Annotated in this window: 21 protein-coding genes and 1 pseudogene; 13 read left to right on the forward strand and 9 right to left on the reverse strand. The window is 71.8% G+C overall.

Annotated elements, in window-relative coordinates:
* Positions 1–90 precede the first annotated feature (90 nt).
* Complete coding sequence (locus tag ACH5AO_RS31885; RefSeq protein WP_398930758.1) at positions 91–447, reverse strand: Crp/Fnr family transcriptional regulator; 357 nt, start codon at positions 445–447, stop codon at positions 91–93.
* A 35-nt stretch (positions 448–482) separates the two neighbouring features.
* Positions 483–950 (reverse strand): annotated as a pseudogene (locus tag ACH5AO_RS31890) (cyclic nucleotide-binding domain-containing protein); the annotation flags it as partial.
* Between ACH5AO_RS31890 and hcp the strand changes: the two are divergent.
* The 3 genes from hcp to ACH5AO_RS31905 all read left to right on the forward strand — a co-directional run bounded on the left by hcp (position 942) and on the right by ACH5AO_RS31905 (position 4,903).
* Positions 942–2,621, forward strand: a complete 1,680-nt coding sequence (hcp, locus tag ACH5AO_RS31895; RefSeq protein ID WP_398930760.1) for a hydroxylamine reductase — start codon at positions 942–944, stop codon at positions 2,619–2,621. The pseudogene ACH5AO_RS31890 and the gene hcp sit on opposite strands and share 9 nt — an antisense overlap.
* Positions 2,622–2,677: 56 nt before the next feature.
* Positions 2,678–3,712 (forward strand): 2Fe-2S iron-sulfur cluster-binding protein, encoded by a 1,035-nt coding sequence (locus tag ACH5AO_RS31900; RefSeq protein ID WP_398930762.1) that lies wholly within the window; start codon positions 2,678–2,680, stop codon positions 3,710–3,712.
* Positions 3,713–4,009: 297 nt separating this feature from the next.
* Complete coding sequence (locus tag ACH5AO_RS31905) at positions 4,010–4,903, forward strand: Bax inhibitor-1/YccA family protein (protein WP_398930764.1); 894 nt, start codon at positions 4,010–4,012, stop codon at positions 4,901–4,903.
* 70 nt (positions 4,904–4,973) lie between these two features.
* Here ACH5AO_RS31905 and ACH5AO_RS31910 read toward each other — a convergent pair whose 3' ends face one another.
* A complete protein-coding gene (locus ACH5AO_RS31910; RefSeq protein ID WP_037939887.1) occupies positions 4,974–5,204 on the reverse strand; it encodes a DUF4287 domain-containing protein in 231 nt (76 codons plus the stop codon).
* 102 nt (positions 5,205–5,306) lie between these two features.
* On the opposite strand from ACH5AO_RS31910, the gene ACH5AO_RS31915 reads away from it, so the two are divergent.
* The gene (locus tag ACH5AO_RS31915; protein ID WP_217129830.1) at positions 5,307–5,618 is read left to right on the forward strand and encodes a hypothetical protein; all 312 of its coding nucleotides are present in this window, start codon (positions 5,307–5,309) and stop codon (positions 5,616–5,618) included.
* 32 nt (positions 5,619–5,650) lie between these two features.
* On the opposite strand, the gene ACH5AO_RS31920 is transcribed toward ACH5AO_RS31915, so the two are convergent.
* The 3 genes from ACH5AO_RS31920 to ACH5AO_RS31930 all read right to left on the reverse strand — a co-directional run bounded on the left by ACH5AO_RS31920 (position 5,651) and on the right by ACH5AO_RS31930 (position 9,475).
* The gene (locus ACH5AO_RS31920; RefSeq protein ID WP_398930766.1) at positions 5,651–6,430 is read right to left on the reverse strand and encodes a hypothetical protein; all 780 of its coding nucleotides are present in this window, start codon (positions 6,428–6,430) and stop codon (positions 5,651–5,653) included.
* A 284-nt stretch (positions 6,431–6,714) separates the two neighbouring features.
* Positions 6,715–7,935 (reverse strand): acetyl-CoA C-acetyltransferase, encoded by a 1,221-nt coding sequence (locus tag ACH5AO_RS31925; RefSeq protein ID WP_398930768.1) that lies wholly within the window; start codon positions 7,933–7,935, stop codon positions 6,715–6,717.
* Positions 7,936–8,449: 514 nt separating this feature from the next.
* Positions 8,450–9,475, reverse strand: a complete 1,026-nt coding sequence (locus ACH5AO_RS31930; protein WP_398930770.1) for an SGNH/GDSL hydrolase family protein — start codon at positions 9,473–9,475, stop codon at positions 8,450–8,452.
* A 164-nt stretch (positions 9,476–9,639) separates the two neighbouring features.
* On the opposite strand from ACH5AO_RS31930, the gene ACH5AO_RS31935 reads away from it, so the two are divergent.
* On the forward strand, positions 9,640–11,028 hold the full coding sequence (locus ACH5AO_RS31935; RefSeq protein WP_398930772.1) for a cystathionine beta-synthase: 1,389 nt from the start codon (positions 9,640–9,642) through the stop codon (positions 11,026–11,028).
* 378 nt (positions 11,029–11,406) lie between these two features.
* On the opposite strand, the gene ACH5AO_RS31940 is transcribed toward ACH5AO_RS31935, so the two are convergent.
* Both ACH5AO_RS31940 and ACH5AO_RS31945 read right to left on the reverse strand, forming a co-directional pair.
* Positions 11,407–11,829 carry a hypothetical protein gene (locus ACH5AO_RS31940; protein WP_398930827.1) on the reverse strand — a complete coding sequence of 141 codons (423 nt, stop codon included), beginning with the start codon at positions 11,827–11,829 and terminating at the stop codon, positions 11,407–11,409.
* 85 nt (positions 11,830–11,914) lie between these two features.
* Positions 11,915–13,621 (reverse strand): LCP family protein, encoded by a 1,707-nt coding sequence (locus ACH5AO_RS31945; protein ID WP_398930774.1) that lies wholly within the window; start codon positions 13,619–13,621, stop codon positions 11,915–11,917.
* Between the two features lie 268 nt (positions 13,622–13,889).
* On the opposite strand from ACH5AO_RS31945, the gene ACH5AO_RS31950 reads away from it, so the two are divergent.
* The 7 genes from ACH5AO_RS31950 to hutI all read left to right on the forward strand — a co-directional run bounded on the left by ACH5AO_RS31950 (position 13,890) and on the right by hutI (position 21,591).
* Complete coding sequence (locus ACH5AO_RS31950) at positions 13,890–14,732, forward strand: MurR/RpiR family transcriptional regulator (protein WP_398930776.1); 843 nt, start codon at positions 13,890–13,892, stop codon at positions 14,730–14,732.
* A 107-nt stretch (positions 14,733–14,839) separates the two neighbouring features.
* On the forward strand, positions 14,840–15,424 hold the full coding sequence (locus ACH5AO_RS31955; RefSeq protein WP_398930778.1) for a hypothetical protein: 585 nt from the start codon (positions 14,840–14,842) through the stop codon (positions 15,422–15,424).
* Positions 15,425–15,576: 152 nt separating this feature from the next.
* A complete protein-coding gene (locus tag ACH5AO_RS31960) occupies positions 15,577–15,930 on the forward strand; it encodes a hypothetical protein (protein ID WP_398930780.1) in 354 nt (117 codons plus the stop codon).
* A gap of 75 nt (positions 15,931–16,005) precedes the next feature.
* Positions 16,006–17,670: a urocanate hydratase gene (gene hutU / locus ACH5AO_RS31965; RefSeq protein WP_398930782.1), complete on the forward strand. Its 1,665-nt coding sequence runs from the start codon at positions 16,006–16,008 to the stop codon at positions 17,668–17,670.
* 170 nt (positions 17,671–17,840) lie between these two features.
* Positions 17,841–19,043: an allantoate amidohydrolase gene (locus tag ACH5AO_RS31970; RefSeq protein ID WP_398930784.1), complete on the forward strand. Its 1,203-nt coding sequence runs from the start codon at positions 17,841–17,843 to the stop codon at positions 19,041–19,043.
* Complete coding sequence (locus ACH5AO_RS31975; RefSeq protein WP_398930786.1) at positions 19,040–20,386, forward strand: formimidoylglutamate deiminase; 1,347 nt, start codon at positions 19,040–19,042, stop codon at positions 20,384–20,386. Before ACH5AO_RS31970 ends, ACH5AO_RS31975 begins: the two co-directional genes overlap by 4 nt.
* A 23-nt stretch (positions 20,387–20,409) precedes the next feature.
* The gene (gene hutI, locus ACH5AO_RS31980; RefSeq protein ID WP_398930788.1) at positions 20,410–21,591 is read left to right on the forward strand and encodes an imidazolonepropionase; all 1,182 of its coding nucleotides are present in this window, start codon (positions 20,410–20,412) and stop codon (positions 21,589–21,591) included.
* A 75-nt stretch (positions 21,592–21,666) separates the two neighbouring features.
* On the opposite strand, the gene ACH5AO_RS31985 is transcribed toward hutI, so the two are convergent.
* The gene (locus tag ACH5AO_RS31985) at positions 21,667–22,581 is read right to left on the reverse strand and encodes an RNA polymerase sigma factor SigF (RefSeq protein WP_398930790.1); all 915 of its coding nucleotides are present in this window, start codon (positions 22,579–22,581) and stop codon (positions 21,667–21,669) included.
* A gap of 251 nt (positions 22,582–22,832) precedes the next feature.
* Between ACH5AO_RS31985 and ACH5AO_RS31990 the strand changes: the two genes are divergently transcribed.
* The gene (locus tag ACH5AO_RS31990) at positions 22,833–23,210 is read left to right on the forward strand and encodes an STAS domain-containing protein (RefSeq protein WP_030821652.1); all 378 of its coding nucleotides are present in this window, start codon (positions 22,833–22,835) and stop codon (positions 23,208–23,210) included.
* Positions 23,211–23,450: the final 240 nt, after the last annotated feature.

The raw sequence follows: 23,450 nt of genomic DNA on the forward strand, positions 1-23,450 counted from the left end.
CTGACTGCCTCGGCCCGAGCCGTGGAGAGGGCCTCGGCCGCCCGTGCCGCCGGCGTGCCGGGCGCCGTGTGCGAGGGCGGGGCCCGCGCCTCAGATCAGGTCCGGGGTGCCCGCGGCGTCCAGGTCGACGAGGACGATGGTGCGGCCGTTCATCCGGATCGCGCCCATGTCCGTCAGACGCCGCAGGATGCGGGAGAACGTCTCGGGTTTGAGGCTGAGCCGGGACGCGACGACGTTCTTGGAGGCGGGGAGGGTGACCACGGCGGGGGCGGGGTGAGGAGCCGGACAGCTCTCCTCGGCGAGCCGGCGCAGCAGGTCGAGGACGCGCTCGGTCCCGCTGTGCAGGGCGTACTGCTCGATGTCCATGACGAAGTGCTGGAGGCGGACGGCGAGCCCGGCGGCCATCTGGAACGCGAACCCCGTCCGGCTGTGGGCGAGTTCGAGCACGGGCGCGAAGGGAACGGACAGCAGGAGGCAGTCGCAGAGCGTGACGGCGCTGACCGGATAGGGGCCCCGGTGAACAGGAGCGCCTCACCGAAGGTCTGGCCCGGGGAGACGATGGAGATGACCTTCTCCTCCCCGAACGCCGCGGAGACGACCAGTCGGACCTGCCCCGTGATGAGGCAGTAGAACGCTCCGGGCCGGGTTCCCGCCTCCACCACCACCTGCCCCTTGGCCGCCGGGAAGGTCCGCGTGAAGGCGGCCAGGTGGGTCAGACTTTCCGCGTCCAGCTGGTTGAAGAGCGGTATCGAGCGGAGCAGGCTGCGAGGAGACTCCCGGCGGAGGGCCATGCTCCGGATTCTATCGTCCGTGAAATCCCCGCCGAATTGACCTGCGTCAAGGCAACTCCGTTGCCCGCTTCCTAAGTTGATCGCGTCGGCAGGCGCCGGAACCGGCTGCCACGGCCTGCCGCGTGAGCGATCGAAAGAGGAGACAGCCCCATGGCGCATGACATGTTCTGCTACCAGTGCGAACAGACGGACCGTACCGGGGGCACGGTCGGATGCACGGTCAAGGGGAACTGCGGCAAGGACGCCACCACCGCCGCCCTGCAGGACCTGCTGATCCACGTCTGCAAGGGCATCTCCCAGCACGCGCGGGCCGCCGCCGAGCGGGGGGTCGAACCGGACCGGGAGGCGGCCGCCTTCGTCGTCCGGGGCATGTTCTCCACCCTCACCAACGTCAACTTCAACGCCACCCGGTTCGTGAAGATGATCCACGAAGGCGCCGCGCTCCGGGACCGTGTCCGGGCCGCACACGAGCGAGCGGCCCGGGAGGCCGGGGAGGAGCCGGCCGAGCTGTCCGGTCCGGCCGCGTTCCGGCCCGCCGCCAAGGTCGACGACCTGCTCCTGCAGGCGGCGGAGGCCGGCATCCTGGCGGACGCCGAGGAACTGGGCGCCGACGTCACGGGACTGCGCGCCTTCGTCCTCTACGCCCTCAAGGGGGTGTGCGCGTACGCCCACCACGCCCGTGTCGTCGACTACCGGAGCGACGAGGTCGACGGCGAGATCGAGGAACACCTCGCCTACCTGGCGGACGGCCCGCGCGACCGGGAGGAACTGCTGCGACGGGTTCTCGCGGTCGGCTCCACCAACCTCAAGGTGATGGAGCTGCTGGACGGCGCCAACACCGGTACGTTCGGGACGCCGCGCCCCACGAAGGTGAAGGTCTCCGCCGTCCGGGGCAAGGCCGTCCTCGTCAGCGGCCACGGCTTCGACGAACTGCTCGAGATCCTCAGGCAGACCGAGGGCACCGGCATCCAGGTCTACACCCACGGCGAGATGCTGCCCGCCCACTCCTACCCGGAGCTGAACAGGTACGAGCACCTGGCCGGCAATTACGGCGGCGCGTGGCAGGACCAGCAGCAGGACTTCGCGGCGTTCCCCGGACCGATCGTGATGACCTCGAACTGCCTGATCGAACCGCTGCCCGCCTACAGGAGCCGTACCTTCACCACCGGCCCGGTCGGCTGGCCGGGGGTGCGGCACATCGACGACCACGACTTCAGGGCGGTCGTACGCGCCGCCAAGGGCACCCCCGGATTCCCGGCGGACGAACCGGAGAAGGAGATCACCATCGGCTACGGCCGCCGGGCCCTGCTGGAGATCGGTGACGACATCGTCGGCGCCATCGAGTCGGGCGACATCCGGCACATGTTCCTGATCGGCGGCTGCGACGGCACCGCCCCCGGCCGCGACTACTACACGGAACTGGCCACGAGCACCCCGGCGGAATCCGTGATCCTCACGCTGGGCTGCAACAAGTACCGGTTCAACAGGCTCACCCACGGCACCACACCGGGTGGCCTGCCCCGGCTGCTCGACGTCGGCCAGTGCAACGACACGTACTCCGCGATCCGGGTCGCCGAGACGCTGGCCACGGCGATGGACCGCACGGTCGACGACCTGCCGCTCACCCTGGTCCTCGCCTGGTTCGAGCAGAAGGCGCTGGCGATCCTGGCCACCGTGCTCCATCTCGGCCTGCGCAACGTCCGCACCGGCCCGAGCGTGCCGGCGTTCGTCACGGAGCCGGTGTGGAACCTGCTGTCCGAGCGTTTCGGCCTGCGCACCAGCCGGAGCGCCGAGCAGGACCTCGCCGACGTGCTGGGAGCGGCCCGGTGACCGCCGTGCCGTCCCCCGGACCGACGCCCGCGGCACCCGGCGGGTACCCGCTGACCATGACCACCCTTGACGGGGAGGTCGTCGAGGCGACCGCCGCCGAGGGGCAGTCCGTCCTGGACGCGGCCGCGGACGCCGGACACCTGCTGCCCGCGCTGTGCCGGAAGGGGACGTGCGGTGCCTGCGTGGCCACGGTCGTCGACGGCGAGTACACGCTCGGCGACCACGGCGAACTCGCGCTGAGCCCCGAGCGGGCGGCATCCGGTGGCGCCCTGCTGTGCCGCACCTACGCCGGCGGCCCGCTGACGATCTCGCTGCCGTACGAGCGTTCCCGTGTGCTGACCGGGGCCATCTCCGTGCACTCCGCCACCGTGGCCGCCGTCGACCGGTGCACGCACGACGTCGTACGTCTCCTGCTCCGGCTGGACGTCGACGCCGAGGACGGCGGGACCGCAGAGTTCGAACCGGGCCAGTTCGCCCAGCTGCGGATCCCGGGGGAGGAGGAGACCCGTGCTTACTCCTACTCCAACACCCCCAACTGGGACGGCGAACTGGAGTTCTACATCCGGCTGCGTGAGGGGGGTCACTTCTCCACCTGGCTGGACCGCACGGCGAAGACCGGGGACACACTGACCGTGCACGGCCCCCAGGGGGCCTTCGGCCTCGTCGAGACGGGGCCGCGGCCCCGCTGGTTCGTCGCGGGCGGCACGGGGGTCTCGCCCCTGTTCTCCATGGCCCGCCGCATGGCCGAGTTCCAGGAGCCGCACCCGCTGCGGTTATATCTGGGGGTGGGCGGCGAAGCCGACATCTTCGGCGAGGACGTCCTGGCCGAGATCGGCGGAGAACTGCCGGACTTCTCGGTACAGCTGTGCGTGAGCCGGCCCTGCGAGCGTGCGGACGTCCGCGCCGGCAGCCCCGTGGCCGCCCTCGCGGAGGACCTGGAAGCCCTCCGGAAACAGCACGGGGAACTGCCCGACCTCTACGTGTGCGGTCCTCCGGGCATGATCGAGGCGGTGGAGAAGGTCGCTCAGGAGGCGGGCCTCCCGATCGAACGGGTCCTGAGCGAGAAGTTCTCGGTCTCCGCCACCGCCTGATCCTCCTCTGCCGCCCGCGGCACCTGAGCACGCCTGCTCCCCCGCCACGGGTGGCGGTCGCCGGGGCCGCCGTGCCGTCGCCGGCCGGCGGGGAGATGAACGGATGATCTCCTGCCGGTTCCGGGGAGGTACCGGGTCGGTCATGGTTCGGTGCCGCCCAGTGAAGGGAATCACCCGGCCGCGTAGCGTGTTGCGCAGCACAACGAGGGAAAGATCCTTCTTGAGCACTAGGGTCATTCCTTTGCCTACCTATTACTCTTGAGCCAAGGCCGCGTCGTGTGGCCATGGAGGAGTGAAATGAGGAGCAGTAACCCGGTCTTCTCGCGACGGGGGTTCGGCCGCGACAACGGCTACGCGGGCTTCAACACCGCGCCGCAGGCCGGGGGCCCCGCTGTCGCCACGCAGGCCAACCCGTACGCGCAGCCGACGGGCAACCCGTACGCCCAGAACCCCTACGCGCAGCAGGACCTGCAGTACGGCGCGCCGCCGCAGGCGCCGGCCACCACTGGCCGGATGACCATCGACGACGTCGTCATGCGCACGGGCACCACGCTCGGCGTGCTCATCGTCACCGCGGCGCTCTCCTGGGCGCTGCTGCCGGTCGACGACGCCAACATCAACCGGTCCTACGGCATCGGCATCGGCGCCGCGCTGATCGGCATGGTCCTGGCGCTGGTGCAGTCCTTCAAGCGCAAGCCCACGCCCGCGCTGATCCTGACGTACGCCGCGTTCGAGGGTGTCTTCCTCGGCGTCATCTCCAACATCGTCGACAACCGCATCGCCGACGGCGCGGCCATGCAGGCCGTGATCGGCACCATGGCGGTCTTCGCCGGTGTGCTGGTGGCCTACAAGGCCGGCTGGATCCGCGTCAACCGCCGCTTCTACGGCTTCGTGATGGCGGCCGCGCTCGGCTTCATCCTGCTGATGGCCGTGAACCTGCTGTTCGCGGTCTTCGGCGGCGGTGACGGCCTCGGCTTCCGCAGCGGCGCGCTCGGCGTCGTCTTCGGCGTCATCGGCATCATCCTCGGTGCCTGCTTCCTCGCCCTGGACTTCAAGCAGGTCGAGGACGGCATCGCCTACGGTGCCCCGCGCGAGGAGGCCTGGCTCGCCGCCTTCGGCCTCACGCTGACGCTGGTGTGGATCTACATGGAGTTCCTGCGGCTCATCTCGATCCTCAACAGCAGCGACTGACGACGCTCACCGCTCGTACGGCGAAGGGCCCCGGGTTCCCACCCGGGGCCCTTCGCCGTACCGGCGCGCGTCAGAGCAGTTTGCGCGCGGCCCTCCTCAGGTCGTACTCGTGGACGATCGCCTTGGCGTGGCCGTACGCCAGGTCGTACTCGTGCCGGAGCCAGCTGACCTTCTCCTCGAAGCGGAAGAGCGACGGGCCCTCCTCGACGGTGCGCAGCCAGTCGGAGATCTCACGACCGGTGCAGTGGGGGATGCGGGCGAGCATGTTGCGGTGGGTCTCGGCGGAGAAGACTTGGGACATCGGCGCCTCCGGACGCATGGGGTGTGAGCCGGTCCTTCAGGTCACCGTGCCTGAGCGTTCGCCCGTTGGCAACAGTCCCGCCGCGCCGCGTACGCTCGCCGCGTGGTTGATACGACGCCCTTCACCCGTGCCGTGGATCATTTCGCCGACCGCCTGCGGGCCGCGCCGCAGAGCAGGCTGCAGCGGGGCGGGGCCGCCGAGGCGCTCGCCCTGGCCAGGGAGTTGGCGCGGCGCACCCAGCTCGTCGAGGAGCCGGGCACCGAGCCGCGCGAGATGCCCGACGCGGGCATGTTCGCCGCCGCCGACCAGATCACCGTCGCCGGCCACGACCTGGCGCTCGTACTGAAGAACGAGGACGAGGTACGGGAGGCCGTACGACTGGTGGAGGAGGCGCGCGAGCGCGCCGGGGTCTAGCCGGCCCGGAGCCGGCCGGAGCCGGCCCGGAGTCAGAGGGACGCGATGACGCGGTCCGCCAGGATGTAGATGTTCTCCTCACCGCAGGAGAACGTCAGCGTGTACGCCCCCGAGATGCCGGAACCGCCCAGCAGGAACGGGGTCTCGCCCGCGCGCAGGGCCGCTGCCAGGCGCTCCGCGGTCTCGCGGTGGCCCGGCGTCATGCACAGCGTCGTCCCGTCGGCGAAGACGTAGACGTCGAGGGTGCCCAGCGGTCCCGGACGGACGTCGGTCAGCTCGGTCCGGTCGGCGGCCAGCTCCTCCAGGGCGGCCACCGTGCGCTCGTGGTCGTTCACGCCCGGCGAGGGGTTCGGCACGAAGTCCGGGTGCGAGGGGTGACGGCGGCGGGCCGCGGCCAGCTCCGGGGAGTCCCCGGAGTACTCCTCGGCCTCCGCGCCCGGCTCGCCCACCGGCTCCAGACCCGCGAAATCGGCCTGCCGGGGCAGGAACAGCTCACTGTCGGCCAGACCCAGCAGGGACGGCGCGTCGGACGTGTCACGCGCCTCCTGGGCGGCCCAGAAGGCCCGTGCCTCGGCGAGCTCGCGCTCCCGCTCCTCGGCGAGCGCCTCCGCCACGGCGGCGCGTATCTCGTCGGTGCCGGCCGTGCGGGCGGGAGGAACGTGCGCGCGCGCGGCCGCGGCGCCGTTCTCGGCCAGCGCGGTGTGCAGGGCCGCGACCTGTCGGCGCAGCACCATGATGCTGCGCAGGACGGCGACGCCCACGGCGCCGGTGGCGGCCGTGGTGATCAGCAGGGCGATCGGCATGGCGCTCACTGACGTACTCCCGGTTCAAAGTCGACCCCCGACTTCCTACATCAGCTTGAAGGGCGGACTAACCGTCTGTCAGTGCGTAACGTCACGAAACGGACAGGTCTTTGAGGGTGAGCCCGAAAGGGGTCCGGTCCTGACCTGCGCGAATCCCTCCTGCGAGGGAGATAGGTCACATCCTGGGGGAGATTGGATCACGAAACGATCCGGGCCCCCGGAGCTCCCGGTGGCCCTGGCCCTGGCCTCACCGACCGTACCGCGACGGCTACGGTGCGCCCGTGGTGCGGGGTTCAGCTGAGGCGCTCGATGACCATCGCCATGCCCTGGCCGCCGCCGACGCACATCGTCTCCAGGCCGAACTGCTTGTCGTGGAACTGGAGGGAGTTGATCAGCGTGCCGGTGATGCGGGCGCCGGTCATGCCGAAGGGGTGACCGACGGCGATGGCGCCGCCGTTGACGTTCAGCTTCTCCAGCGGGATGCCGAGGTCGCGGTAGGAGGGGATCACCTGGGCGGCGAACGCCTCGTTGATCTCGACCAGGTCGATGTCGTCGATGGTGAGGCCGGCGCGGCCCAGCGCCTGCTTGCTCGCCTCGACCGGGCCGAGGCCCATGATCTCGGGGGAGAGGCCGGAGACGCCGGTGGAGACGATCCGGGCGAGCGGGGTGAGGCCGAGCTCGCGGGCCTTGGTGTCGCTCATGATGACGAGCGCGGCGGCGCCGTCGTTGAGCGGGCAGCAGTTGCCGGCGGTGACCAGGCCGTCGGGGCGGAAGACCGGCTTCAGGCCCGCGACGCCCTCCATGGTGACGCCGGCGCGGGGGCCGTCGTCCTTGCTCACGACCGTGCCGTCGGGGAGCGTCACCGGGGTGATCTCGCGCTCCCAGAAGCCGTTCTTGATGGCCTCCTCGGCGAGGTTCTGCGAGCGGACGCCGAACTCGTCCATGTCCTGGCGGGTGACGCCCTTGAGCCGGGCCAGGTTCTCCGCGGTCTGGCCCATCGCGATGTACGGGTCGGGCACCAGGCCGTCCTCGCGCGGGTCGTGCCAGCTGGAGCCCTCCGACTCGGCGACGGCGGCGGTCCGGGCCTCGGCCTCGGCGAACAGCGGGTTGTGGGTGTCCGGGAGGCTGTCGGAGTTGCCCTTGGCGAAGCGGGAGACGGTCTCGACGCCGGCCGAGATGAACACGTCGCCCTCGCCGGCCTTGATGGCGTGCAGGGCCATGCGGGAGGTCTGCAGCGAGGACGAGCAGTAGCGGGTGATGGTGCAGCCGGGGAGGTGGTCCATCCCCATCTGCACGGCGACCACGCGGCCGAGGTTGTTGCCCTGCTCGCCGCCGGGGAGGCCGCAGCCGAGCATCAGGTCGTCGATGTCCTTCGGGTCCAGCTCGGGGACCTTGGCGAGGGCGGCCTGGACGATCGTGGCGGTCAGGTCGTCCGGGCGCAGGTCCTTCAGGGAGCCCTTGAAGGCGCGGCCGATGGGGGAGCGGGCGGCAGAGACGATCACGGCTTCGGGCATCACGGCTCCAGAGGTGAGGGGCGGCGGGAGGGCATACCAGTCGGTTGGTGCGGGACTTCTTGGGAAGTTACCCGGACGTATGGGCGGGGTCACGACTGACGCGATGTGACATGGACCGCAACTGTCTAAGCGCTTGCTTGGGTGTGCGGCGTGCCCATAGCCAACCACGTCGCACACCCCGCTCCTCGCGGGCAGCCGCGTCGCACGCCCCGCTCGCCGCGGGCATCCGTGCCGTGCGCTCCGCTCGCCGCGGGCAGTCGTGCCGCAGGGCGATGGGGGTCCCCCCGCTCGAGCGAAGCCGAGAGTGGGGGAGGGTGGGCGCGACGGCACCCCGTTGGCGCCGAGCTGCGCGACTCCCCCCGTTCCGCACCGGCACCGTGACTGGTGCGGGCCGGGAGTGGGTTCGCTCGCCGGCGCTTGCCGGGTGCCGCTGCGCCCACCCGTGCCGCCCCAGCGGCACGACTGCCCGCAGCTGCGGGGGTGCGGCACGAATGCCCGCCGCAGGCGCCCGGTGTCACGACGGCTGGGTCGAAGGTTCCGGCTCCGCCTCCGTGACCCTGCGGCGCCGACGGCGTTTCATGAGGGCCCAAGGCCCCCGCGTGCCCGCCGGCATCGCCGCGGTGACCTCCGTGCCCGCCTCCGACGCCGCCTCCGCCGCCGCCCGGGCCACCGGCAGGAACCCCTCGCGGCGGGCGGCGTCCGGACGTTCCTCCTCCGCCGGCCACAGCCCCAGCGCCGCGCACACCGTCGGCAGCACCGCCATCGCGGCGGTGGCGTACCCCTCCGCCGAGGGGTGGTAGCTGTCCGGCCCGAACAGCTCGCGCGGGTTCGCCGCGAACTCGGGCCCCAGCAGATCGCCCAGCGACACCGTGCGCCCGCCCTGCTCGACGGCCCCGATCGTCTGCGCCGCCGCCAGTTGCCGCGAGGCCCGGCGGGCCAGCCAGCGCAGCGGCTGCCACACCGGCTCGATCGTGCCGAGGTCGGGGCAGGTGCCGACGACCACCTCCGCACCGGCCGTCCGCAGTCGTCGTACCGCCGAGGACAGGTGGCGCACGGACTGGGTGGGCGGCATGCGGTGGGTGACGTCATTGGCGCCGACCATGATCACGCAGACGTCCGGCACCCGGGACGGATCCGCCAGCGCCCGCGTCACCTGCCGGTCCAGGTCGTCGGAACAGGCCCCGGGCACCGCGACCGTGCTCAGCCCCACCGGACGTTCCGCGAGCGCCGCGACGCCCGACGCCAGCAGCGCGCCCGGCGTCTGCCCGGCCCGGCGCACGCCCTGCCCGGCCGCCGTGGAGTCGCCCAGCATCGTCAGCCGCAGCGCCGGTTCGCCCGGCACCGTGTACGCCGCCCCGTACAGCCCGTCCGCGTTCGGCACGTGAGGAGTCGTACCGTTGCCCACGCGGCGCCGCGCCAGCTGGGCCTCGGCCATCAGGAGTCCCACGGTGGCCGCCCCGGCCAGACCGATTCCCCCGCCGCCGTACGCCGCGCCGGCCGCGATCCGCCGGGCCACCCTCGCCCTCGACAAGCCCGTCATGCCTCGCCGCCACCTCCTCGAACCCCGTACACCCAGTGCTTGCCCCGTACGGACCGTGGTCCAATCCTCACGCCGGGTGAACGACCCGGCCGGGTTCGGACCGGCGAGGGCCTAGGCTGGCATCACCACTACGACCACACCTTTTGCAGCATCCGGAGACAACGGTGCAATTCCACGACTCGATGATCAGCCTCGTCGGCAACACCCCGCTGGTGCGGCTCAACAGCGTGACCAAGGGCATCAGGGCCACCGTCCTGGCCAAGGTGGAGTACTTCAACCCGGGCGGCTCCGTGAAGGACCGCATCGCCCTGCGCATGATCGAGGCGGCGGAGCGGAGTGGGGAGCTCGAGCCCGGCGGCACCATCGTCGAGCCGACCAGCGGCAACACCGGGGTCGGGCTCGCCATCGTGGCCCAGCAGAAGGGCTACAAGTGCATCTTCGTCTGCCCGGACAAGGTGTCCACGGACAAGATCAACGTGCTGCGGGCCTACGGCGCCGAGGTCGTCGTCTGCCCGACCGCCGTGGCGCCCGAGCATCCCGACTCCTACTACAACGTCTCCGACCGGCTGGTCCGCGAGACGCCGGGGGCCTGGAAGCCGGACCAGTACTCCAACCCCCACAACCCGCTCTCCCACTACCACTCCACCGGCCCGGAGCTGTGGGAGCAGACGGAAGGGAAGATCACCCACTTCGTGGCCGGCGTCGGCACCGGCGGCACCATCTCCGGGACCGGGCGCTACCTGAAGGAGGCCAGCGAGGGCCGGGTGAAGGTGATCGGCGCCGACCCCGAGGGCTCGGTGTACTCCGGCGGCTCCGGGCGGCCGTACCTGGTGGAGGGCGTCGGCGAGGACTTCTGGCCGACCGCGTACGACCGTGACGTCGCGGACGAGATCGTCGCCGTCTCCGACAAGGACTCCTTCCAGATGACCCGGCGCCTGGCCAAGGAGGAGGGCCTGCTGGTCGGCGGCTCCTGCGGCATGGCGGTCGTGGCGGCGCTCGAGGTGGCCTCGCGGCTCGGCGAGGACGACGTGGTCGTCGTCCTGCTGCCGGACAGCGGCCGCGGCTACCTCAGCAAGATCTTCAACGACGAGTGGATGGCCGACTACGGCTTCCTGGAGGACGCCGGTCCCAGCGCCCGCGTCGCCGACGTCCTGAACGACAAGGAGGGCGGCCACATCCCCTCCCTCGTCCACATGCACCCCGACGAGACGATCGGCCAGGCCATCGAGGTGCTGCGCGAGTACGGCGTCTCGCAGATGCCGGTGGTCAAGCCGGGCGCCGGCCACCCGGACGTGATGGCCGCCGAGGTCGTCGGCTCGGTGGTGGAGCGGGAGCTGCTGGACGCGCTGTTCAGCAAGAGCGCCTCGCTGGACGACCCGCTGGAGAAGCACATGTCCGCGCCGCTGCCGCAGGTCGGCTCCGGCGAACCCGTCGCGGACCTGATGGCCGTGCTCGGCGAGGCGGACGCGGCGATCGTCCTCGTCGAGGGCAAGCCGACCGGTGTGGTCAGCCGCCAGGACCTGCTGTCCTTCCTCGCCAAGACGGGGAAGTGACGGACCGTCGGACGAAGTGACAGCCCGTCGGGTGAAGTGACGGTCCGTCGGGTGAAGTGACGGTGGACCCGCCGTGAACGGCGGGGTGCCGACGCGATGATGATCTTCGTGGACTTCGCGGAAGTGGTACGAGCGTGTCACGTCCGCGCAGCACTCGCTTAACACGGGTCCGGCAGATTGGTGGGTGTCGGCGGAACGGGAGCGGCTCCCCGTTCCGGCCGGCGACCGAACGGCGTCGAAGGACCTCCGGAGCGGCTCCCGGACCTCCACGGACGCCTCGGACGCGCAGCCTGCCTCAACGGGTGCGCGTCCCCCGCGGGGACCGCCGTCGTCCCGCCCCCCGGCGACGGGGGTGCGGCGGTCCCCGCGCAGACGGTCTCAGTCCGCCCAGTCGTCGTCGCGGGAGGCCCTGCGGCGGCCGAACAGGCCCGGATTGGTCCGGGCGGCCTGGACGACGTTGACGCCGACGATGCCCAGCCAGGCGGCCACCAGACCGGGCAGATGGCCCAGGCTCCCGCCGATGGCGGACAGCGGCACCGCCAGGACCAGCGAGACGATCCCGAAGCCGAAGCGCTCGCCCCAGGTGTCCGTGGCCCTCGGCGACCGCGAGTCCCGGGCCGCCGTCATCTGCCGCTCGGCGGACCGCCGGCGCATCCGGCGTTCCACCTCACCGTCGATACGCTGGTCGACCTTCTCCAGGAACGAGTCGACCAGCGCGGACTCGTACTCCTCGCCCAGCTCCCTGCGGGCCTGCAGGGAGGCGTGGAGTTCCTTCTTCAGCTCGGTGTCCCGCGCGTCCATTCCGGTCATGCGTCCCACGGTAGGGAGGCGGAAGTCCGGTGGCACTGGGGGTAACCCCCCACTCGGTCTCGGGTTCGCCGCGCCGCTACTTCTCGCACATCTTCTCGTCGGCCCGGGACTGCTCGACGTCGACCTTCTTCGGCGGGGCGATGGAGACGCCGGCCTTCGTGAAGTCTGGGCCGAGGGTGAGCGTCATCGAGGTCGTCGCGTCGGCGTCCGTCGTGCCGGGCTTCATGGCCGAGGCGGGCAGGCCCATCAGGTCGGCGAGCTTGCGGGCCTGGTCGGCCTGGTTCGGGGCGTACTCCAGCCGGGTCTTGTCGACGTCGGCCGGGGCGTTGCCCTTGTTGGAGGATCCGGCCACGCCCTGGCTGGTCTGCAGCCAGTTCAGGGTGTCCTGCGCGGCGCCGGCCGGGCCGCCGCCGTTGAGGACGTCGACGCGGATCTCGGACGCCTCCGCCCGCGTGCCCTCCAGCAGCTTGGCCTGCTTGTTCTTGGCGTCCTTCTCCTTCTTCTTCACCTCGGTGAAGGAGACGTCGCTCTGCAGCATGCTGAAGACCTTCGGGGCCTTGTCCGGATCCGGCACGACGGTGACGGGCGTGGGCTCGTCCGGGTTGTCCTTCACCGGCATGGTCATCATGGTGATGTTCTTCAGATCGATCTTGCCGAGTTCCTTGGCGAGGGCGAGCAGCTTGCTGGGGCTGCCTATGCCCTTGTCCACGGTGAGGGACTTGGTGGCCGCGTCGGCGACGTCGAGCATCTTCGACGGGCTGTCCAGCGTGTCCTCCTTGAGCTGCCGGAGCATCGACGCGACGAACTTCTGCTGCATCTCGATCCGGTCCAGGTCGCTCTCGTTCTTCAGACCGTGCCGGTTGCGGAGGAAGGAGAGCGCGTCCTCGCCCTGGATGGTGCTCTCCCCGGCCGGCAGATCGAGTCCGGAGCCGCCGTCCAGGTCCTTGATGGGCTTGTCCAGGCACACCTTGACGCCGCCGACCGCGGTGGACAGCGTCTTGACCGCGTTGAAGTCGAACATCATGAAGTGGTCGAGCTCGAGGCCGGTGATCTCCTCGACGGTGAGCATGGTGCAGCCCGGATCTCGGCCGTCGACACCGTAGGACTCGTTGAACTTGGTGGGGACCGTCGAACCGGGGATCTTCTTGACGGAACCGTCGGACTGCTTGGACTCGCAGTCCGGGATGTCGATCATCAGGTCGCGGGGGATGCTCATCACGGTCGCGTTGGTGCGGTCCTCGGACACGTGGAAGAGGAGCGTGGTGTCGGCGTGGCCGGTGACGTTGGTCCGGTTGCCGTAGGCCTCGTTGCCCTCGCCGGTGCGGACGTCGTTGCCGATGATCAGGAGGTTGACCGGCCCGTCCGCCACGGCCTCGTCACTGCCCACGTCACCGATGTCGACGGTGTCGATGTTGCCGTAGAGGCGGTCGTACCAGTAGTACGCGAACGCCGAACCGCCCACGAGGACCAGGCCGAGGACGCCCCCCGTCCACATCAGCGTCTTCTTCCTGCCGCTCCTCCTCTGCTTGCGCTTGCGGCTGCCGGGGCCGGGCGTGTCCTCCGCGGCGGGCGCGGCGCGGCGACCGCGCTGGCCGGGGACGCGGGCGGGCGCGGTGGGGGCGGTGGGGGCGGGACCGGTGCGGGGGGCACTGCGGGGGCGGGGCGTTCTCGGCTGCTCCGCTGAATCGTTCAGCCGCAGTTCGTATTCACCGGTCTCCGGGTTGAGCACCCACTGGTCGGCGGGATCGGTCCCGTCCGCCTGCCCACGACTTCGCGCGTCCACGCCTGTACCAGTCCTCCGTCGGGTGCCACATGGGTCGCCTCCGTCTCAAGGCGCTCTACTGTTCGATGAGTTACGCTATCCGGCCGGTTCGGGACGTGGCGACTTCGTAACAAAATCGTCGAGTTCCGGATCTGTCGCCGGAACGGACACAGAGTGCGATCCCCGCCTCTCACGACGCGCGGGCGGCGCGGCCCCACGAGCCCCTGTATAACGGTATGCAGGGATTTCGACGGGTGAATAGGTCGAGGGGTCGAGGGAGAGTCAGGTCATGAGCGGCACCGAGAGCCCCGCCGCGCGCCTCCAGGCGCTCTTCGAGGGGCACCGGCTGACGCCGACCCAGCGGCGCATCGCGCACAGCATGGTGCGGCGCGCCGCCGAGGTGCCGTTCCTGTCCAGCGTGGAGCTGGCCGAACTGGCCGGGGTCAGCCAGCCGTCCGTGACCCGGTTCGCCGTCGCCCTCGGCTTCGACGGCTACCCCGCCCTGCGGCGGCACCTGCGCGAGGTCGCCCCCGCCGAACCGGCACCGGAATCCGGCTCGTACAACGCGTACCAGCAGGCCGTCGAGGCCGAGATCGAGAACCTGCGGCACCTGGCGGAGGTGCTGGCCGACCCCGGACCGGTGCGGCGGGCGGGCCGGGTGCTGGCCGGAAGCCGGCCGCTGCCCGTGCTGGGACTGCGGGCCGCGGCGGCCCAGGCGCACGGGTTCGCCTACTTCGCCGCCAAGGTCCACACGGACGTCCGGCTGCTCAACGAGGGCGGCACGATGCTCCACGACCGGATCGACGCCGCCGCGCGGGCCGGGGCGAGCGCCCTGCTGTGCTTCGCGCTGCCCCGGCACCCCCGCGAGGTCGTCGACGCCCTCGACCGTGCCAAGGAGGCGGGGCTGACCGTGGTCACCGTCGCCGACTCCCCGTTCGCGCCGGTCGCCAAGGTGTCCGACCTGCTGCTGCCCGCCGCCGTCGGCACCGGGCTGGCCTTCGACACGGCGTGCGCGCCGATGCTGCTGGGTCGGGTGCTGCTGGAGGCGATGTGCGACGACCTGCCCGACGCGCAGGCACGGCTGGAGGAGTTCGACGCGAAGGCGGCGGCGCGCGGGCTGTTCGTGGACTGACGGCCCGCGCGACGGCGGTGGCGGTACCCGCCCGTGTTCTCAGACTCGTCTCACCTTGTTCCGCTACCCTCCCGTCTCCCACTGGAGTGAGAGACGGGAGGCCGGACATGACACGTGGAGGACAAGGGCTGGCCCGGGTGGCGGTCGTCGTACGGGCGGGGGCCGCGCCACTGTGGTGGCTGGGAGTCGTCGCGGCGGGCGCCGGGGCACTGGTGCCGGGACTGACCGGGCGCCGGATCGGGGTACTGGCGGGTGCCGCGCTGTTCCTCGTGGCGGCGGCCGTCGTGGCGTACGGGCGGCGGGGACGGTACCGCGCACTGGCCCGGTCGGCGGCCCGGGCGGGTCGGCACGACGTGCTCCAGGACCGGGCGGTGACCGTCCGCAACTGGCGTCGCGGGCACCGCTGGTGGCTGCTGCTCGCCTTCCTCGCCGCGCTGGGCACGGCGTTCGCGGTACCCGCGGCCGGTGGTCTGCTGCTCGCCGGGTGCGGCGCGGGCCTGTGGCTGAAGGCGGCCTGGATCGGGCGCCTGGAGCGGGCCGACGAGGTCCTGCTGTGGGTACGCGTCGACTGGCTCGGCTCGGGAGCGGGGCGGCCTGCGGGCAAGGCGGTCAAGGGGTACCGGACGACCGGTGTCGCGGCGGGTGACGCGGCGCCGGGCGGCTCCCGCCGCAGGGTCGCCGTGCCGGCCTGAGCACGGTGGTCCCGCGCGGGCGCGCCGGGAGCCGGCCGCGCCCGCGCGGCGGAGCCGCACGCGGATACGCTCCGCGCCCTGGGGGCGGTTCCCATGGGCAAGCCTCATCAGGGCCGCCCACCCCATACGCCCCGCGCCCCTGGGGGCGGTTCGTGTCGTGCTCCCGCGCGGGCGTGCCGGGCGCCGTCACCGCCTCGAACGCCGCCCGCAGCCCGGCCGCCGACTTCCGGACGCCGGTCACGTCGAGCAGGGCCACCAAGGGGGTGCCGGCGTCGAGCAGCCCCTGCTCCACGGCGGCCCGCACCGCGGCGTCCCGCCGGGCCGCCCGTTCCTCGGCGTACGCGTCCACCTCGTCCGCCCGTTCCTCGGCGTACGCGTCCACCTCGTCCGTCCGGCCGTCGTCGTGGGCCACCACGTCCTCCGTCCCGTCCGCGTTCCCCGTGTCCGAGCGCATGCCTCCAGCCGAACATCCCCCGCCCGGCCGCGCCGCCCCGTCCCCGTCTTGACTAGTTCTATTCAGGGCATGAACATGTGAATATCTGTAGCGATCGTCCGCAGTACGGCAGCACAGGAGGCAGACCATGTCCGGACCCCGCACTGTCCGAGCACCGCGCGGCACCGAACCGAGCGCCCTGGGCTGGCAGCAGGAAGCCGCCCTGCGGATGCTGCAGAACAACCTCGACCCGGAGGTCGCCGAGCACCCCGACAAGCTCGTCGTCTACGGCGGCACGGGGAAGGCGGCCCGCGACTGGCGCTCCTTCGACGCCATGGTCCGCACGCTGAGGACCCTCAAGCAGGACGAGACGATGCTCGTCCAGTCCGGCCGCCCGGTCGGCGTCATGCAGACCCACGAGTGGGCACCGCGGGTCCTGATCGCCAACTCCAACCTCGTCGGCGACTGGGCCACCTGGGAGGAGTTCCGCCGCCTGGAGGCCCTCGGCCTGACCATGTACGGGCAGATGACCGCCGGTTCCTGGATCTACATCGGCACCCAGGGCATCCTCCAGGGCACCTACGAGACCTTCGCCGCCGTCGCCGCGAAGAGGTTCGGCGGCACCCTCGCCGGGACCATCACGCTCACCGCCGGACTCGGCGGGATGGGCGGCGCCCAGCCGCTGGCCGTCACCATGAACGACGGCGTCGTGATCTGTGTCGACTGCGACCCCCGTGCGATCGAACGCCGCATCGAGCACCGGTACCTGGACGTGAAGGCGGACTCGCTCGACCACGCCCTGCGGCTGGCCGTCGAGGCCCGCGACGCCCGCCGCCCCCTTTCCGTCGGAGTCCTCGGCAACGCCGCCGAGCTGGTGCCGCGGCTGCTCGCCATGGGCGCGCCCGTCGACATCGTCACCGACCAGACCTCCGCCCACGACCCGCTGGCGTACCTGCCGGTGGGCGTCGCCTTCGAGGACATGGCGGACGCCGCCGCGAAGGACCCGGCCGGTTTCACCACCCGGGCCCGCGAGTCCATGGCCCGGCACGTCGAGGCGATGGTCGGCTTCCAGGACGCCGGCGCCGAGGTGTTCGACTACGGCAACTCCCTCCGCGGCGAGGCGCGGCTCGCCGGGTACGACCGCGCGTTCGCCTTCCCGGGGTTCGTCCCGGCGTACATCCGGCCGCTGTTCTGCGAGGGCAAGGGACCCTTCCGGTGGGCCGCGCTGTCGGGTGACCCCGCCGACATCGCCAGGACCGACAAGGCGGTCCTCGACCTCTTCCCGGAGAACGAGTCCCTGGCCCGGTGGATCAGGATGGCGGGGGAGCGGGTGCGCTTCCAGGGGCTGCCCGCGCGTATCTGCTGGCTGGGGTACGGGGAGCGGGACAGGGCCGGCGAGCGCTTCAACGACATGGTCGCGAGCGGGGAGCTGGCCGCCCCGATCGTGATCGGGCGGGACCATCTCGACTGCGGTTCGGTGGCTTCTCCCTACCGGGAGACCGAGGCGATGCTGGACGGGTCCGACGCCATCGCCGACTGGCCGCTGCTGAACGCGATGGTGAACGTGGCTTCGGGGGCGTCGTGGGTGTCCCTCCACCACGGTGGGGGTGTGGGGATGGGGCGGTCGATCCACGCGGGGCAGGTGACGGTCGCCGACGGGACCGCGCTGGCGGGAGAGAAGATCCGGCGGGTGCTGACCAACGACCCCGGCATGGGCGTCATCCGGCACGTGGACGCCGGGTACGACATCGCGGAGTCGGTGGCCGACGAGCGGGGCGTGCGCGTGCCGATGCGTGAGGGTGACCCGGCGTGAGCGGCGGCGACTCCTCGGTGGGGGCGGGCGCGTCGTCGCCGCCCGCGGGTCCGGCTGTGCCCACCCGTTCCGCCCTGCGGAACGACTGCCCACAGCCTGAGCGGCCTGGGCGGGTCGGCGGTGTGTGGGCTGGGGCTGGTTCGGGGTTCGGTGGGGTTTCCTTTCATGAGATGTGGGCTCAGCTGTGGCCCATCGGGCGCCATGCCGCTTCCGGGGGCTACCGGCGGTTCGCCTGGAGTGGGGCCGACGCCGACTGCCGGGACTGGTTCGAGGCGCAGGCGCGCAGCCGCGGGCTGGCCTACGAGGTCGACCGGAACGGGAACCAGTGGGCCTGGCTCGGGGACCCGGCCGACGGGGACGCCGTCGTCACCGGGTCGCACCTGGACTCCGTACCCGACGGTGGGGCCTTCGACGGGCCCCTCGGGGTCGTGTCCGCCTTCGCCGCCCTCGACGAACTGCGCCGTAGGGGAACGCGGTTCACCAAGCCCCTCGGCATCGTCAACTTCGGCGACGAGGAGGGGGCGCGGTTCGGGCTCGCCTGTGTCGGCTCCCGGCTCACCGCGGGCGTGCTCACCGTCGAGCAGGCCCACCGGCTCACCGACGCGGACGGCATCACGCTCCCACGGGCCATGGAGGCCGCCGGACACGACCCCGACGCCCTCGGCGCCGACCCCGAACGGCTCGCCCGCATCGGTGCCTTCGTGGAGCTCCACGTCGAACAGGGGCGCGCCCTCGACCTGTCCGGCGACCGCATCGGCATCGCGTCCGCCATCTGGCCGCACGGCCGCTGGCGGTTCGACTTCCGGGGCGAGGCCAACCACGCCGGCACCACCCGGCTCGCCGACCGGCGCGACCCCGTGCTGCCGTACGCGGAAACCGTCCTCGCCGCCCGCCGGGAGGCGGAACTCGCCGGTGCCGTGGCCACCTTCGGCAAGATCGCCGTCGAGCCGAACGGCGTCAACGCCATCCCCTCCCTGGTGCGCGGCTGGCTCGACTCCCGCGCCGCCGACCAGGAGAGCCTGGACACCGTGGTCGAGGCCGTACGGGAGGCCGCCCGCGCCCACGCGCGGGAACACGGCGTCACCCTCGACGTCGAACGCGAGTCCTTCACCCCCGTCGTCGAGTTCGACCACGCCCTGCGCGACGAACTCGCCCGCATCCTGGGCGGCGCCACGGACCTCAAGGTGCCCGTCCTCGGCACCGGCGCCGGACACGACGCCGGAATCCTCTCCGGACGCGCCCCGACCGCCATGCTGTTCGTGCGCAACCCCACCGGCGTCTCGCACTCCCCGGCCGAGTCCGCCACCGAGGACGACTGCGTGGCCGGGGTCCTCGCCCTCGCCGACGTACTGGAAGGACTGGCCCGCACGTGACTGCCACCCCGCGGACCTACTGGCTGGAACACGCCTGGCTCGGCACCCACGTCGAGCCGGGCGTGACCGTCGAGGTCCGGGCGGACGGCCGCATCACCGTCGTCCGCCCGGACACCCCCGCCCCGCCGCCCGGTGCCGAGGTCCTGCGCGGACTGACCCTCCCCGGACTGGCCGACGCCCACAGCCACGCCTTCCACCGCGCCCTGCGCTCCACCGTCCAGGTGGGGTCCGGGACCTTCTGGACCTGGCGCGAGGTCATGTACGCCACGGCCGGCCGGCTCACCCCGGACACGTACCACGCCCTCGCCCGCGCGACCTACGCCGAGATGGCGCTGGCCGGCATCACCACCGTCGGCGAGTTCCACTACGTCCACCACGCCCCCGGCGGCACGCCCTACGCCGACCCCAACGCCATGGGCGAGGCGCTGATCGAGGCCGCCGCCGAAGCCGGGATCCGCATCACCCTCCTCGACACCGCCTATCTCTCCTCCGGCTTCGGACAGCCGCCCACCACCCACCAGCTCCGCTTCTCCGACGGCGACGCGGACGCCTGGGCCACACGCTGTTCAGCTCTCAAGGAACGGGATCACGCACGGATCGGGGCGGCGATCCACTCCGTCCGGGCCGTACCGGCGGAGCAGTTGGCGACCGTGGCACGGTGGGCCGAGGAGCGGCGGGCCCCGCTCCATGTGCACCTGTCCGAGCAGACCGCCGAGAACGACGCCTGCCGGGAGGCTCACGGCCGCACCCCGACGCAGCTCCTGGCCGTGCACGGCGTCCTCGGACCGCGCACCACCGGCGTCCACAACACCCACCTCACCGCCGAGGACATCGCCCTCATCGGCGGCAGCGGCACCGGCACCTGCATGTGCCCGACCACCGAACGCGACCTCGCCGACGGCATCGGACCCGCCGCCGCCCTGCAGAACGAGGGCTCCCCGCTCTGTCTCGGCTCCGACAGCCACGCCGTGATCGACCTGTTCGAAGAGGCACGCGCGATGGAGCTCGACGAGCGGCTGCGCACCCGCACCCGCGGCCACTGGACGGCTGCCGCGCTGCTGCGGGCCGCCACCGTCGACGGCCACGCCGCCCTCGGCTGGGACGACACCGGCCGCATCGAGGCCGGTGCGCGCGCAGACCTCGTCACGATCGCCCTCGACTCGGTCAGAACAGCGGGGCCGCCGCCCGGACTCGGCGCCGAGACGGCCGTATTCGCCGCGACGGCAGCGGACGTACGGCACACGGTCGTCGCGGGCCGGCACGTCGTACGCGACGGGACGCACACGCTCGTACCCGATGTGCCCGGAGCCCTCGCGCGGGCCGTCGAAGCACTGCGCGCCTGACGACCACCCATGAGGACGCCATCATGAGCAGCACCGTCATCAGCGACATCGCCACGCTGGTCACCAACGACCCCTCCCTCGGTGACACCTCTCCCCTCGGCCTGGTCCGGGACGCGGCCGTCGTCATCGAGGGCGACCGCGTCGTGTGGACCGGTGAATCAAGCAAAGCACCCGCCACTGACAACCGGGTCGACGCCGGGGGCCGGACGGTCCTGCCGGGCTTCGTCGACTCCCACTCCCACCTGGTCTTCGCGGGCGACCGCACCGAGGAGTTCAACGCCCGGATGTCCGGCCGCCCGTACGGCGCGGGCGGCATCCGCACCACCGTCGCCGCCACCCGCGCCGCCGGCGACGCGGAACTGGAGGCGAACCTCACCCGTCTCCTCGACGAGGCGCTCCGCCAGGGCACCACGACCTTCGAGACCAAGTCCGGCTATGGCCTGACCGTCGAGGACGAGGCCCGCGCCCTGCGCCTGGCCGCCCGCCACACCGACGAGGTCACCTACCTCGGCGCCCACGTCGTCGCGCCCGAGTACGCCGATGACCCGGCCGGATACGTCGCCCTGGTCACCGGTGAGATGCTGGACGCCTGCGCGCCGCACGCCCGCTGGATCGACGTCTTCTGCGAGGAGGGCGCCTTCGACGGCGACCAGGCCCGCGCGATCCTCACCGCCGGAAAGGCGAGGGGCCTGCACCCGCGCGTCCACGCCAACCAGTTGTCGTACGGCCCCGGCGTCCGGCTCGCCGTCGAGCTCGACGCGGCCAGCGCCGACCACTGCACCCACCTCACCGACGCCGACGTGGACGCCCTCGCGAACAGCCGCACGGTCGCCACCCTGCTCCCCGGCGCCGAGTTCTCCACCCGCGCCGCGTGGCCGGACGCCCGCCGGCTGCTGGACGCGGGGGTCACGGTCGCGCTGTCCACCGACTGCAACCCCGGTTCGTCCTTCACGTCCTCCGTCCCCTTCTGCGTCGCGCTCGCGGTGCGGGACATGGGGATGACGCCGGACGAGGCGGTCTGGTCGGCCACGGCGGGCGGCGCGGCGGCCCTGCGCCGCACCGACGTCGGACGCCTGACCCCGGGCGCGTATGCGGACCTCGTCCTCCTCGACGCGCCGAGTCACGTCCACCTCGCCTACCGGCCCGGTGTGCCGCTGGTCGCGGAGGTGTGGCGACGGGGCGTGCGCGGGGCGGGAGCGGCCTGACGCTCCCCGGGCACCCCGGAGGGGGCGGCCCGGCTCCGGACCGCCCCCTGGAGGACGAGCGTCACCCGGTGAGGATCACTCCTCGACCGTGAGCCCCTTGCGCAGCTTCACCAGCGTCCGGGACAGCAGGCGGGAGACGTGCATCTGGGAGATGCCCAGTTCCTCGCCGATCTCCGACTGGGTCATGCCCGCGACGAAGCGCAGGGAGAGGATCTTCCGGTCCCGCGGCGGCAGTTCGGCGATCAGCGGCTTCAACGACTCGATGTACTCGATGCCTTCGAGACCGTGGTCCTCGTACCCGATCCGGTCCGCCAGGGCGCCCTCGGAGTCGTCCTCCTCCGGCTGGGCGTCCAGCGAGGAGGCGGTGTAGGCGTTCGACGCCGCCATGCCCTCGACGACCTCGTCGTCGCTGATGCCCAGCCGCTCGGCCAACTCGGCCACCGTCGGCGCCCGGTCCAGCTGCTGGGCCAGCTCGTCACCGGCCTTGGCCAGGTCGAGCCGGAGCTCCTGCAGCCGGCGCGGTACGCGCACGGACCACGAGGTGTCGCGGAAGAAGCGCTTGATCTCGCCGATGATGGTGGGCATCGCGAAGGTGGGGAACTCCACGCCGCGCGACATCTCGAAGCGGTCGATCGCCTTGATCAGGCCGATGGTGCCGACCTGGACGATGTCCTCCATCGGCTCGCTGCGCGAACGGAAGCGGGAGGCCGCGAACTTGACCAGGGCGAGGTTCAGCTCGACGAGCGTGTTGCGTACGTACGAATACTCGTGGGTGCCTTCCTCCAGCGACTCCAGGCGCTCGAAGAGGGTCTTGGACAGAGCCCGCGCGTCGACCGGACCCACCTCGTCGTACGGGGGGATCTCCGGAAGTCCGGCGAGTAGGTCGTCCGGGACGACGTCCGCGTCGTCCTGCTCGATGGGATCCAGATGTTCCGGAGGGAGTGTCGACGTCGCTTTCGGGGTACGCGATGCGTCGAGCCGGGGTGACATGATGTCCTCCATCGTTCTCGGCATATGGCTGCCGAAGCCGATACGTGCACTGCGGTGTGCGGCGCCTCCAAAGCCGGCCGTGTCGGTTACGTGTTCTTACTAGCCCTACCCGCTTTCCTGAGCCGATCGCAAGTGCGTTATGTTCACATATGTCTGTTTACGTGCGATTGTTCGGCTGTTGAAGCGTGGCCATAAGGCGTAATGTTCGAGGACGTCAGTAGGCAGCCACGACGTCGGGAGAGAGAGACGGCATGGACCGCGGGACGGTCGGCAGCGCACAGTCTGGCCGGCTTCTGGTCGAGGTGCGGGAAGAGGGCCCCAGTGCCGTCGTGACTCCGGCGGGTGAGTTGGATCACCACACCGCCGATCTGTTGCGGGAGCCACTGGAGGACTGCCTCGCCAAGGGATTCAAGCGGCTTGTCATTGACTGCTCCCGGCTGGAGTTCTGTGACTCCACGGGGCTGAACGTGCTGCTCGGCGCCCGGTTGAAGGCCGAGGCGGCCGGGGGCGGGGTGCATCTCGTGGGGATGCAGCCCGTCGTCGCGCGCGTCTTCGAGATCACGGGAGCGGACGCGGTGTTCGCGGTCCACGACACTCTCGAGGCGGCACTGGCCGACGATTCCGCGTGACGCGCGCGGGCAGGCCCGGCTGGGCCCTCGCGCCGCCCCCGCCATCGGTGGGGCGCCTCCGTCGAGCCCTTTCGTACGAATACGGGGGTGTCCCCTCGGCCCGCCCGGGCAGGAGACACCCTGAACGTGCGGGACGCGGTGGTGGCGGGGGTGTCGGGAACCGGACGCGCCGTCCGCGCGTGACCGATCGAGTACGGAAACTTTTGAATCGTGAACTGGTGACACGGTGAGGTGAAGCGC

Origin of the sequence: Streptomyces sp. NPDC018964, from assembly GCF_044390325.1 — a bacterium.
GTDB lineage: Bacteria > Actinomycetota > Actinomycetes > Streptomycetales > Streptomycetaceae > Streptomyces.